Genomic DNA, 12,551 nt, shown 5'->3' with positions numbered 1-12,551 from the left:
CCCGGGGCTGGCCGGTGGCCCGGAGAGATGGGCCGATGTGGGCATCGGCCCCTACAAAGGTCTGTTACGCGGGTGGCTCCTGCGGCCGCCCCTACATTTCCGGGGTTCCATTTCCGGCAGGCTATCTCACGGCGCTTGTATGTAGGGACGGGTGCCCACACCCGCCCGGGGCTGGCCGGTGGCCCGGAAAGACGGGCCTATGTGGGCATCGGCCCATACAAAGCAGGACTTATCCCCGCCTGTCCCCGTACGTCTCCACCCGTAGGGGCGGCCCTTGTGGCCGCCCGCGGCAGGGACAAGCCCGCCCCTACAAGCCGTCCAGCAGACAAGATCCCCGCGTCCGGCGGTATGCCGGGCGCGGGGGTGCCCCTATCTCCAGAGGGGGTAATGAGAATGGCAAATTATACGGAGCATTATCAATTACATCAGTGGGAACCGGAGGACAGCTTTCTCCGCACCGACTTCAACGAGGACTTCGCCAAAATTGACGGGGCGCTGGGCGGGAAGGCAGAACAGTCTGCGGTGGATACGCTTGCCGAGCAGGTTGCCGGGAAATCCGAGCTGGTAACGGGGAGCTATACCGGAGACGGGGAGGCCAGCCGCACCATTGAGCTGGGTTTTTCCCCCAAGGCGGTACTGCTGGCCTCCGGTTCCGGGCCGATCAATTACACCAGCTCGCGTTATGGCGGTCTGGCCCTGGAGGGGGCAGAGGTAAACACGGACTGGGAATCCACCTCCGGCGAGCCGGTTCTCCGCGTCGTTACAGGGGGATTCCAGGTATTCTACGATTATGACGAGGAGGTTTTCTCCAACTCCGACCGTGACCGCTATCACTACCTGGCTTTGCGCTGAGAAAAAGAAAAACCCCCGTGCTTTAGCGCACGGGGGTTTTCCGCCCACAGGGTAAATTCTGATTGGATTACTCGGACACGCTAAAAGTGATAGTGATGTCCACGCCGTCCACAGTCAGAGTAGCAGTCGCAGTCTCGTCACCGTCAAAGATGCCGGCATCGGCCAGAGCCTTGACCAGAGTGTTAGCGTTGTCGCCAGTGGTCAGCCCCTTGTCGCTGGAATCATACCAGTTGCTGCCCTGGAGGCCGCCGTCCTTATCCCACACATAGGTCACACCGTCCATACACGATGGTGGTAGCACCGTTCTTGTGCAGGGAGCCCAGGAAGCGGGCAGTATCCCAAGTAATGGCATTGGACTCGGTATCAATAGCGGACTGCTCAAAGGAGGCAGTCACCTTGGTGCCGTCGGAGTTCCAGGTGCCGTGGGCAACATAGTTACCCAGGTCGCCGTTCTGTCCCCAAGCGCCATCCGCATTCACCACGGCATCAGAGACGGCCTCCTCAACCTCAGCCACGGTCTCGTCGGTGATAACGCTGTTGTCCTCGTCCACATAGACCTCAATCACAGCGTCGCCATCGTAAACAGCGGAGATCACACCCTTGAAGTTGTCGTCCTCATAGTCGCGGGCCAGACGGCTGGGAGTGGTGGTCTTGCCGGTGCCGCCATCGTTTAGGAAGATGGTGTACTCGTCGGCCAGAACCAAATCCACACCGTCGAAGGACAGCACGCCGGAGGAGTAGGCGATCGTGGAGTCGACGTTCCAGACGCGCAGGTCGTTGCCGGAGACGGCGTTGTTGATGCGGTTCAGATCGCTGGTGTTGACATAGCCGTCAGCGTCGTAGGTCACATTACCGTACAGGCCAACCTCCACATCACTGGTGCTGTTCAGGTTGACAGTGCCGATCTCGCCGTTGACAATAGCGTCAAAGACATAGTACTTGTTATCGTCGGCATCCTGGCTGGACTCGTAATCGGTGTCCAGGATGTAGATGCGGTCACCCGCCACGCTGCCGGACACGCCCAGCTCGCCAGTCTCACCGTTGATGAACAGGTAGTCGGCATAGCCGTTGTCGTCCAAGATCGCAACGACCTCAACCGCGGCATCGGACTCCAGGTGGGTGACGTTCACGTCGGGCACGTTGCGGATGCCAGTGTAGACATTCACGTTGTCGCCGCGGCGGATCACGAACACGGTGTCGTTATTCAGGCGGACGCTCTTGTCCAGAGAAATACGGGCATCGCCGGTTTCAATGATCTTGCCGGTAGTATTAAAGTCCTTGCTAGCGGAATCATTGCTGTTCAGCTTGCCCAGCTCATAGGTGCCGTCGTTCTTCTCGTCATAGGAGAACCAGGTGTTCTTGGTCTTGTCGGTGCTCTCCCACTCAAGGTCATCGGCGTTAGAAACCTCGATGACAGCGGTGGTGCCGTCCACGAAGTAGGCCTTAGCCTCAAAGCTCTTGTTAACGCCGCCGATCTGAGCGACATTGGTGATGAACACGTAGTCGTTGGAAGCCTCCACGCCGTCAGCATAGATGACGTAGCCGTAAGTATCCAGGACCAGATCGTAGTCATCCTTCAGGTTGTAGGTGCTGCTGTAGCCCTGGCTGTACTCGTACTTGGTGCCGTCAAGCGTGACGTTCTTATTGGAGGTGTAGGAGGTCACAGTGCCGGAGACTACTTCGGCAGCCTGAATGGTCTTGACCTCGTCGCCCACAGCGGTGATCAGGACATAATCGCCGTCCTCAAATGCGGACAGGTTTTCAAAGTCGTCGGCAGACAGGGTGGTATTGACAGCGGGGAAGGTATCCAGGCCCAGATCATCCAGCTCCAGCTCCTCGTTCTCCTCGTCGTAGCCGCCGTCCACCTGAGCCACATAGGTGTGAATCTGAGACAGGATGACGTTGTTGTCGTCGTCCACAAACACCTGGGTCAGGACGCCCTTGGCAGTGCCCTTGGCGTCGTCGGTTTCGTTGTTCACAAAGTAGTCGGCCACGTCAGGGTTGCTGACCGGATCGCCATCCACGTAAACAGAAAAATCAGTGGGCTTAGAGGCGGTGATATCGTTGTAGACGGTGCGGCCGAGCACGTCATACAGGTCGCCCTTATCCACAGCGGTAGTAAAGGTTCCGTCAGCCTCAGCAGGATAAGTGCCGATGATGTCGTTCTTCAGCTTCCACTGGCTGGCGGGGCGGGCAAAGTCGTCCTCACCGTTGACCTTTTTCAGATCTGCGAAGTAACGCTCACAGAACTGCTGGGTATCGTCGTTGCTGTCGCCGGCATAGTCGCTGTCGGTCTTGGAGACAGGTTCAGCGGCAGTGTTGCCCACGATGATGGTGGAGCCGTCGGGCTGCTGGATAGTGGTGCCGCGGCTGGCGTAGCGCACCATGTCGGCCTCCAGGGTCTGGTAGGCCATCTGGGCAGCCTGCTCACGGGTCATGGCATCGGCCATGATTACACCGGACACGGCGATACCGGCATCCACGGCATCGGCGGCCACATTGACGGCCCAATCGTTGCCCACATACTGCTCGATAGCGGGATCATAGCCCAGGGCCACCAGCAGCATCTTGGCAAACGCCAGTCCGGTCAGCTCACCCTCAGGATTGAAGGTGCCGTTGCCTGTGCCCGCCAGAATGTTCTGCTGGGCGCAGTAGCCGATGTAGCCGGCAGACCAGCGGTCGGCAGCCACGTCGCTGAACACAGTGGAGTTAGTGGTCAGGTTCTCGGCATCGTCGCCCAGGAGCATGCGGCAGATGATGGCCGCAGCCTGCTCACGGGTCAGAATGCCGGTAGGATCGAAGGCGCCCTTGTCGGTGCCCTCGAACACGCCGAGCGCGGTCATGACTTCCGCGGCCTCGGCGTAAGTGATCTCGTTGCCGTCGACGAAATCACTGCTCGCAGCGGAGGCGCCGACGACCATCATACCGACGAGCATGACAGCGGCCAGAACCAGGCTGAGAGTCCGCTTGAGGTTTCTCATTTGGATTTCCTCCTTCTGAATTTTGAAGCCTAGGGGCGTATGACGCCCCTTACATGGGAGGAAAGAATGCAGCTTTCGGGGAATAGGGGTATAAAAGGCGGGGAAACAGAATCAAAAGGTTCGCATGGTAGACGTATGGTAGACATTATAAAAAACTCCTTGGGGAAAAAGCTGAAAATTCAGGCGCTTTGCGTTGCATTTTGGTAGACATTTGGTAGACATAACCCCACGCACGATCAGAAGAGGTATAAAAGTCGGCAGATTGGGTATTTTGAAAGCAAAGGATCACAGGCACGAGAAGAGAAAATCGGAGCACACGAGAATTTTGCTTTGATTTTAAGGAGAGATCTGCTATAATGTACTTGTATTGGAGCGCACTTCCATGGAAGGCGTTTATTAAATTGTGTTTACCGGGCCGGTGAATTGCCGGCCCTTGGATACCGTTTATGCCGGAAACGGCTGCGGCGGAAGGAATAGAGGGTTGTAGCTTTGACAAAATATGTGATCCACGGCGGAAAGCCGCTTTTTGGAGATATTGACATCAGCGGCGCGAAGAATGCCGCCGTCGCCATAATCCCCGCCGCCCTGCTGGTGGACGGGGTATGCCGCATTGAGAACATTCCCCAGATCAGCGACGTGACATTGATTCTGAATATTTTGCAGGAGCTGGGCGCCGATGTGCGCACCGTCAACCGCACCACGGTGGACGTGGACTGCTCCCACATCCGCAACGCCCGTGTGCCTGAGGAGCTGGCGCGGAAAATCCGCGCCTCTTATTACCTCATTGGGGCGCTGCTGGGCCGGTTCGGCTCCGCCGAGGTGCCCCCTCCGGGCGGCTGTGACTTCGGCGGACGGCCCATTGACCAGCACATCAAGGGCTTTGTGGCCATGGGGGCCGACGTGGACGTGCGGGGCGGCTACATTCATGCCAAGGCCAAAAACGGCCGCATGTGCGGCACTCAGATCTATCTGGACATCGTCTCGGTGGGCGCCACCATGAACATCATGCTGGCGGCCGTGCTGGCCGACGGCCTGACCGTCATTGAGAACGCCGCCAAGGAGCCCCACATCGTGGATCTGGCCAACTTCCTCAACTCCATGGGCGCGGAGATCATGGGCGCGGGCACCGACGTGATCAAAATCCGCGGGGTGGAGCGCCTGTCCGGCGGCAGCTACTCCATTATCCCTGACCAGATTGAGGCGGGCACTTATATGACCGCCGTGGCCGCCGCCGGGGGCGAGGTGCTCATCCGCAACGTCATCCCTAAGCATCTGGAGTGCATCACCGCCAAGTTGCTGGAGATGGGGGTGGACGTGGAGGAGCGGGATGACGCGGTGCTGGTGCGCCGGCACGGCAAGCTGACCCGCACCAATGTCAAGACCCTGCCCTACCCCGGCTTCCCCACCGACATGCAGCCCCAGATTGCCGCCGTCCTCTGCCTGGCGGAGGGCACCAGCGTGCTCACCGAGGGCGTGTGGGACAACCGCTACCGCTATGTGGACGAGTTCCGGCGGATGGGCGCCCAGATCCAGGTGGACGGCAAGATCGCCGTCATCGAGGGCGTGGAGAAGCTCACCGGCGCCCGTATCCAGGCCTGCGATCTGCGGGCCGGGGCGGCCATGGTAATCGCGGGCCTGGCGGCCCAGGGCACCACCGAAATTGGCTGCATCCACCACATCGAGCGGGGCTACGAGGATATCGTGCGCAAGCTCTCCGGCGTGGGGGCGGACATCCGCGTGGTGGTCACCCCGGACGAGGAGAAGCAGAGCCAGGTAGGCTAAAAAGAAAACAGGGAGCGGCGGCGCAGGCCGCCGCCCTTTTTTGCGCAGAGAGACTACATAGTGAGGAGCGATTCCGTGCTGGAACTTTGTACCCTGGCCAGCGGCTCCAGCGGCAACAGCCTGCTGGTGACCGACGGCCGCACCCACGTGCTGGTGGACGCGGGCATCTCCTGCCGCCGTATCTGCACCGGCCTGAAGGAGCTGGGCGTGGAGCCAACGGAGCTCGCCGGCGTGCTGATCACCCACGAGCACAGCGACCACATCTCCGGTTTGACCACCCTGACCAAGCAGCTCAGGCTGCCGGTGTATGCCAGCCCTGGGACGGGGCGGCAGCTTTGCTACCGCATCGCCTTTCTGGAGGAGCTGCTCCGCCCTGTGGCGCCGGGGGAGGGCTTTTCCGTCGGCGGGCTGGCGATTGAGAGCTTCCCCACCTCCCACGACGCGGCGGAGAGCGTGGGCTACGCCCTGTCCGCCGGGGGGCGGAAGGCGGCGGTGGTCACCGACCTGGGCTATGTGACCGGGGCGGTGCTTCGCGGCATCCGGGGGGCGGATCTCCTGGTGGCCGAGGCCAACCACGACGTGGAGTGGGTGCAGTCCGGCCCCTACCCTTACCACCTCAAGGCCCGCATTCTGGGCGACCGGGGCCACCTGTCCAACGAGGCGGGGGCCGAGCTGGCCTGGACGGCGGTGGAGGGGGGCGCCCGCACGGTGGTGCTGGCCCACCTGTCCCATGAGAACAACACCCCCGCCCGGGCCCACGAGGTGGTACGGGGCGTACTGGAGCGCCGGGGCGCGGCAGTGGGCCGGGACGTGGCGCTGGAGGTGGCCCCCCGCAGCGAGAAGAGCCGGAGGTACACGGTATGAAGGGCATCCGGGTGCAGCTCATCTGCGTGGGCAAGATGAAGGAGAAATTTTACATCGACGCGGCGGCGGAGTACGTCAAGCGCCTGTCGGCCTACTGTAAGCTCCAGGTGGTGGAGCTGCCGGAGGAGCGGCTGCCGTCCAATCCATCCCAGGCCCAGATCGACGCCGCCCTGGAGAAGGAGGCGGCGGCCATCCGCGCCAGGCTGGCGCCGGGGGCCAGCCTGATCGCCCTGTGCGTTGAGGGGTGCATGCGCTCCAGCGAGGAGCTCTCCGGCCTCCTGTCCGACTGGAGCAGCCGGGGGGGAAGCAGCCTGGCCTTTCTGATCGGCGGCTCCTACGGCCTTGCCCCCTCCCTCAAGGCCCAGGCGTGGGCCAAGCTGTCCATGTCCCCCATGACCTTTCCCCACCATCTGGCCCGGGTGATGCTGCTGGAGCAGCTCTACCGCAGCTTCAAGATCGACGAAGGCTCCAGCTACCACAAGTAGGCGTGACAATCTCCCGAATTCGTCAAAAGACAGGCTGGATATTGGTGAATTTTTGTGCTATAATCACAGTGCAGTACATCGTTTACGCCAGAATTTCAGATATTGGAGGTTAGTCCCATGTCCTATCGTGATGTTTATGAAAAGTGGCTCAGCAGTTCTGCGCTCAGCGAGGCGGAAAAGGAGGAGCTGCGCTCTATTTCCGGCGACGAGAAGGAGATTGAGAGCCGGTTCTTTGCCCCGCTGGAGTTCGGCACCGCCGGCCTGCGCGGCACCATGTGCGTCGGCCTGCACCAGATGAACATCCACGTCATCCGCCACGCCACCCAGGCCTTCGCCGAGGTCATTCTGGCCGAGGGCCCCGAGGCGGTGAAGCGCGGCGTGGCGGTGTGCTTCGACTGCCGCAACCACTCCCAGGAGTTCGCCCGTGAGACCGCCGGCGTCATGGCGGGCAACGGCATCCCCGTACGTATCTTCGAGTCCCTCCGCCCCACCCCCGAGCTGTCCTTCGCCGTCCGGGAGTATGGCTGCATCGCCGGCGTAAACGTTACTGCCAGCCACAACCCCAAGGAATATAACGGCTACAAGGTCTACTGGCAGGACGGCGCCCAGCTCCCCCCCCACCACGCCGAGGCCATCGCCAAGAAGATGGAGGAGCTGGACTTCTTCGCCTCCATCAAGCGCATGGACTACGACGAGGCGGTGGAGAAGGGCCTGATCACCGTCATGGGGGCTGAGACCGACGAGAAGTTCCTCTCCAACGTCATGGGTCAGGTCAACGACAAGGCCGCGGTGGAGAAGGTGGCCGACACCTTCAAGATGGTTTACACCCCCTTCCACGGCACCGGCTACAAGCTCATCCCCGAGGCCCTGCGCCGCCTGGGCATGAAGCACGTCATCTGTGTCCCCGAGCAGATGGTCATCGACGGCAATTTCCCCACCGTGGTCTCCCCCAACCCGGAGAACCCGGAGGGCTTCTATCTGGCTGTGGATCTGGCCAAGAAGGAGGGGGCGGACTTTATCCTCGGCTCCGACCCCGACGCCGACCGGGTGGGCATCATGGTGCGCACCTCCGACGGGGAGTTCAAGGTGCTCACCGGCAACCAGACCGGCGTGCTGCTGCTGGACTACCTGATCGGGGCAAAGCAGCGCGCCGGCAAGATGCCCGCCAACCCCGTGGCCCTCAAGACCATCGTTACCACCGAGATGGCCCGCAAGGTCGCCGAGACCAACGGCCTGAAAAGCTACGACACCTTTACCGGCTTCAAGTTCCTGGCGGAGAAGAAGGACAAGCTGGAGAACGCCGGGGAGGGCAAGGTGATCTTCGCCTACGAGGAGAGCTACGGCTACATGCTGGGCGACTATGTCCGCGACAAGGATGCCGTCACCGCCGCCCTGTCCCTCACCGAGATGGCGGCCTGGTACGCCGGACAGGGCATGACCCTGTATGACGCCCTGCTGGCCTGCTATGAGAAGTACGGCTATTACGGTGAAAAGACTCTGAACCTGGTGATGCCCGGCCTGGACGGCCTGAAAAAGATGGCCGATCTGATGGCCAATCTGCGGGAAAAGCCCCCGGTGGAGATCGCCGGTGTGGGCGTGCTCCAGCAGAAGGACTACAAGGACGGAAGCGTGGTCAACGTCGCCGACGGCGCGAAGAGCACCATGGAGCTGTCCGGCTCCAACGTGCTGCGCTATGAGATGGCCGACGGCACCAGCCTCATCGTCCGGCCCTCCGGCACCGAGCCCAAGGTCAAGGTCTATATCCTGGCCAACGACGCCTCTAAGGAGGCCTGCGACGCCAAGGTGGACAAGTATGCCGCCTGGGCCGAGAGCCTGAAAAAGTGAGTGAATAGAGTAAACCGGTTCCCCGGCGTCCGCGCCGGGGAACCGGTTTTTTCACGTCGGGAGCAGCACGGATTTCCAGCCTCCCGGAGTAGCGGGAACCTGAACAGAGGCGGTGTCGCCCCAAAATTCATTTTACACCCTGTGCACGGGCGGCACTTGCGGCCGCCCCCTTTTTGCCCCCGCCGGGAACGCTTCGCCCCGTAGGGGCGGGGCTTGTCCCCGCCCGTGGGCGGCCACAAGGGCCGCCCCTACTTCCGGGGTTCCGTTCCCGGCGGACTACCTTGTGGCGCTTGTGTGTAGGGGCGGGTGCCCACACCCGCCCGGAGCTGGCCAGTGGCCCGGAGGGGCGGGCCGATGTGGGCATCGGCCCCTACAGAGGTCTGCTGCGGCAGGCACCGCCCGGCAAAATGCTCCGTAGGGGCGGGGCTTGTCCCCGCCTGCGGGCGGCCATAAAAGCCGCCCCTACTTCCGGGGTTCCGTTCCCGGCGGGCTATCTTGCGGCGCTTGGACGTAGGGGCGGGTGCCCACACCCGCCCGCAGGGCGTCCGGCAGAAGGAGTCCCCCGCGTCCGGCGGTACGCCGGGCGTGGGGGACTCTCATATCCCGGAAGGGGGAATATTCATGGCAAATTATACCGAACATTATCAGCTCCACCAGTGGGAATCGGAGGACAGCTTCCTGCGGACGGATTTCAACGCGGACTTCGCCAAAATTGACGGGGCCATTGCCGCGTGCAGCCACACGGTCAAAGGCGCCTATACCGGAAACGGAAGCTATTTGACGGTGGAGCTGGGCTTCCGGCACGCGGCGGTGCTGGTCTCGCTGGGATATCAGTCCTACAACCAGCCGCGGCTCTCCATCGACGGGGACACCGCTTATATGGTCATGACTGACAGCGGGTTCCGCGTCCAGGATGATCGGAATGCCAATCTGAACGAGGTAGGGAGAGAATATCTGTATTTGGCGTTCCAATAATAACAAGAATCCCCCGGACAAGTCCGGGGGATTCTTGTTTGAACTTGAGTTTGACAGCAATGCCAGATTACTGAACCTCAACAATGTAGGCGGAGTAACGGGCAAAGGTGCCGTCCCAAGTCTTTACCACAATAACGTTGCCGTTATTCAGATTCTTGCTACTGGCGATATCGTCAGTGCGGTTAGTCAGATCACTATCCGTGCCATTTTCAGCGACCGCCGCAGTGGTGAAGATACCGGAAGCGTGCGCGGTAACAGAGTCGTCGACGGTGATGGTCACAGTAGCGTTCTTGGCCTGCTCAGCAGACAGAGGCAGAGTGGTGGCATTCGCAACGGCCTTGGCGATGGTGGTATAGTCGCCAGCGCTGGCAGTCTTAACGCCGTCCACAGTGGTGGAGGTGATGCGGTCGTTATTGGCGTTGTCGTCATCGCCAGCGTCGACGTCAACCTCCATCTTGTAGGTGTCGGTGACATACACGACCTCGGCCTGGCCGTCATCGTTGTACACCACGATACCGTACTGACCGGAGGTCAACTCAGTGGTAGCGGCAGTCTTGTCGTCCACCTCGGTGTTCTCCACGTCGATAACCAGGGCCTTGTCGGCATAGCGCTCCCAGTCGGTGTTGGAGTTGTCATTGACGCCACTCACGAAGGACTGCTTCACAGTTTCGTCATCGGACATCAGATCAGTTGCCTTGTCGAAGTCATAGACCTTGAAGTACTTGGTACGGGTGGTAACAATCAGGCCCACGTCGTTGGCCACGTCAGCCGTAGCGGTCTTGTTGCTGTTAGACACACAATCGGCCTGAGCCTCCAGTACGTAGTAGTCGCCATCGGTCGTGTAGGTGCAAAGCTTGCCGGCCATTCCCTTGGTCTTGGATTGCATCTGGAGAACGTTGCCCTCTTCGTCAATGACGGAGTAGGTATACACGCTGCCGGACTTGTCGTAGACGCTCATGACATAGACATAGGCGTCGGTGCCGAACTTGGCCTGGTCAGTGTAGAGCACGATGACCTCGGCAACGTCGGTGGCATCGTCGAAGGCCACCACGGAGGCGCGGACCTTGCCGTTATCGATACCACCCGCTTTATCAGCGTCGATCATCTTGGCCATGTTGTCATAGCCCACGGCCACATAGCCCTTGGATCCATTATAGTAGTAAATAATGGTTTCCTCGTCGATACCATAGCTGTTGGTGTGGGTATCAACAGAGCTGTTCTCCAGACGCAGGTCGACATCGCCTCTGGCAACATCAGCCTTCAGCTCGGTCTGGCTACTATGGAAGAAAGTAGACTTCCCGCTTTCTGTGTAGTTGTCGCCTTTGATATAGTTTTTGCTGGTGCCATTGACGATCACGCCGTCATCCAGCTCAGCAGGCCCGAAGGTCACGACCTCATCGTCGTCAATGGTGTAGGCCACCAAGTTGCCGGAGGCATAGCCCTTAGTCTTGGCACCGGCAGCGGTAGCGTCATCGGAACCCATGAACTTCAGGACGGCGTCCATGGAGTTGTCGTCGGTGATCGCACTGCCAAACCAGGTCTCAACCGCGCTGTCCTTGGTGCTGTTGTCGTCGGAATTGGCGAGATCCTCAAAGCGGTCAGCGGTGGCGTCCATGTCCACGTCATAGACCTTGGAGGTGCCGTCCGCCAGCAGCAGCTTGATCTGGCCGGTGGTGGTCAGGCCGTTGATGGAGTAAGCGGAGTCCAGAGCCAGAGCGTACTGGGTGGGAGCGCCCTCGACCTCACGGAAGGCCACGATGTTGCCGAAGTCGTCCAGGAAGAAGTCGTACTGAGCGTCAAACTGCACGCCGTTGGCCTTATCGTCACACTCAGAGATCAGGAACTTGACGGGGTTATCCTTGTTGATGTTGCTCAGAACCTCCAGGCCGTCCTGCTTGTACTCCTCGCCGCCGACCTTGATGTAGTTCTTGTTGTCGTCCTTGTTCTTGGCGTTGAAGAGCTCCATCTCACCGGTAACGGTCTTGGGCTCCTCCACATAGGTACGGCCGCCGTACTGGACAACCAGCACCACGTCGCCCTTGGTCAGATCCGTGGCAGTGGTCACGATATCCTCGTTGTCGATGACATCGTCGCCGGGCAGGCCGTACAGGGTGGTGGTCTCGTTCTTGGAGCTGACGCCGGACACATGGGTCAGGGACTTCTCCACGGAGATGACATAGTTGACATAGCCGTCGTTGTCGTTGTCGATGACGGTCAGGGCGGCGCCCTTCACGTTCATGATATCGTCCACATCAGCGCTGTCAATGGCCACTTCCTCATAGTTGTGGTAATACTCGGTGGCCTTATCGGTGGCCAGGCCAGTGCCCTTCAGCAGGGCGGCCAGGGAGTCGTCGTCCTTGGAGTCGCCGCCGGTGACCTTCTCGCCGGTCTCAATGACGGTGTTCACGTCGGAGACCACAGGAGCGCCATACACGGTGGAGTCGGCCAGAATGGTGGTCTTCTTCACGTACATGGTGACGGCCTTACCCAGCATATCAACAGGAGTGCTGACATTGAAGACCTGGGTCTTCACGTTGGCGCTGGAATCCTGGGCCACGGCGGTGTTGCCGGTGGTGGACAGGATGCCGTCGGGGTTGTAGATGCGGGTCTTGCCCTCCTGCAGCGCGGTATCGGTGTCGTCGTCCAGGATGGCCCACTCATTGGCGGTGACAACGCCCTCCACCTTGATCACGCCGTACTTGTCGGACAGGATGGTGCGGTGATCGCTGTAAACGATGGGGTAGTTGTTGGTGGTGTAGCTCTGGAT

9 protein-coding genes are annotated in these 12,551 nt (G+C 60.6%); 6 read left to right on the top strand and 3 right to left on the bottom strand.

What is annotated here, in order from left to right; all coding sequences use genetic code 11:
* The first annotated feature begins 393 nt into the window (after positions 1 to 393).
* Positions 394 to 852 (top strand): hypothetical protein, encoded by a 459-nt coding sequence (locus HMPREF0372_RS13520; RefSeq protein ID WP_039997572.1) that lies wholly within the window; start codon positions 394 to 396, stop codon positions 850 to 852.
* A gap of 67 nt (positions 853 to 919) precedes the next feature.
* Here the strand turns inward: HMPREF0372_RS13520 and HMPREF0372_RS13515 are convergent, their stop codons facing one another.
* Positions 920 to 1,135, bottom strand: coding sequence for a hypothetical protein (locus tag HMPREF0372_RS13515; protein ID WP_039997571.1), 216 nt, complete (start codon positions 1,133 to 1,135; stop codon positions 920 to 922).
* Positions 1,107 to 3,833 (bottom strand): S-layer homology domain-containing protein, encoded by a 2,727-nt coding sequence (locus HMPREF0372_RS13510; protein WP_007493514.1) that lies wholly within the window; start codon positions 3,831 to 3,833, stop codon positions 1,107 to 1,109. The genes HMPREF0372_RS13515 and HMPREF0372_RS13510 overlap by 29 nt, the downstream gene beginning before the upstream one ends.
* A 489-nt stretch (positions 3,834 to 4,322) precedes the next feature.
* Between HMPREF0372_RS13510 and HMPREF0372_RS13505 the strand changes: the two genes are divergently transcribed.
* From HMPREF0372_RS13505 to HMPREF0372_RS13485, 5 genes are all read left to right on the top strand, one after another.
* Positions 4,323 to 5,615, top strand: coding sequence for a UDP-N-acetylglucosamine 1-carboxyvinyltransferase (locus tag HMPREF0372_RS13505; RefSeq protein WP_039997569.1), 1,293 nt, complete (start codon positions 4,323 to 4,325; stop codon positions 5,613 to 5,615).
* A gap of 75 nt (positions 5,616 to 5,690) precedes the next feature.
* Entirely contained in the window at positions 5,691 to 6,479 is a 789-nt protein-coding gene (locus tag HMPREF0372_RS13500; RefSeq protein WP_050810502.1) for an MBL fold metallo-hydrolase, read from the top strand.
* Complete coding sequence (rlmH, locus tag HMPREF0372_RS13495; RefSeq protein ID WP_007493507.1) at positions 6,476 to 6,964, top strand: 23S rRNA (pseudouridine(1915)-N(3))-methyltransferase RlmH; 489 nt, start codon at positions 6,476 to 6,478, stop codon at positions 6,962 to 6,964. The genes HMPREF0372_RS13500 and rlmH overlap by 4 nt, the downstream gene beginning before the upstream one ends.
* Before the next feature lie 117 nt (positions 6,965 to 7,081).
* A complete protein-coding gene (locus HMPREF0372_RS13490) occupies positions 7,082 to 8,809 on the top strand; it encodes a phospho-sugar mutase (protein ID WP_007493505.1) in 1,728 nt (575 codons plus the stop codon).
* 621 nt (positions 8,810 to 9,430) lie between these two features.
* Positions 9,431 to 9,784, top strand: a complete 354-nt coding sequence (locus HMPREF0372_RS13485; RefSeq protein ID WP_024723381.1) for a hypothetical protein — start codon at positions 9,431 to 9,433, stop codon at positions 9,782 to 9,784.
* Positions 9,785 to 9,851: 67 nt separating this feature from the next.
* Here the strand turns inward: HMPREF0372_RS13485 and HMPREF0372_RS20145 are convergent.
* On the bottom strand, positions 9,852 to 12,551 hold a 2,700-nt coding region (locus HMPREF0372_RS20145), incomplete at its 5' end, for a hypothetical protein (RefSeq protein ID WP_007493501.1).

The sequence above is a fragment of the Flavonifractor plautii ATCC 29863 genome (assembly GCF_000239295.1).
GTDB classification, from domain to species: domain Bacteria; phylum Bacillota; class Clostridia; order Oscillospirales; family Oscillospiraceae; genus Flavonifractor; species Flavonifractor plautii.
The sequence above is the reverse complement of the archived record's forward strand: the minus strand, read 5'-3'. Positions and strand labels throughout refer to the sequence as shown.

Bases quoted from the DNA above. Each gene is read 5' to 3' on its own strand.
- HMPREF0372_RS13485 (WP_024723381.1), top strand. From the start codon at position 9,431: ATGGCAAATTATACCGAACATTATCAGCTCCACCAGTGGGAATCGGAG.
- HMPREF0372_RS13490 (WP_007493505.1), top strand. From the start codon at position 7,082: ATGTCCTATCGTGATGTTTATGAAAAGTGGCTCAGCAGTTCTGCGCTC.
- HMPREF0372_RS13510 (WP_007493514.1), bottom strand. From the start codon at position 3,833: ATGAGAAACCTCAAGCGGACTCTCAGCCTGGTTCTGGCCGCTGTCATG.
- HMPREF0372_RS13520 (WP_039997572.1), top strand. From the start codon at position 394: ATGGCAAATTATACGGAGCATTATCAATTACATCAGTGGGAACCGGAG.
- rlmH (WP_007493507.1), top strand. From the start codon at position 6,476: ATGAAGGGCATCCGGGTGCAGCTCATCTGCGTGGGCAAGATGAAGGAG.
- HMPREF0372_RS13515 (WP_039997571.1), bottom strand. From the start codon at position 1,135: ATGGACGGTGTGACCTATGTGTGGGATAAGGACGGCGGCCTCCAGGGC.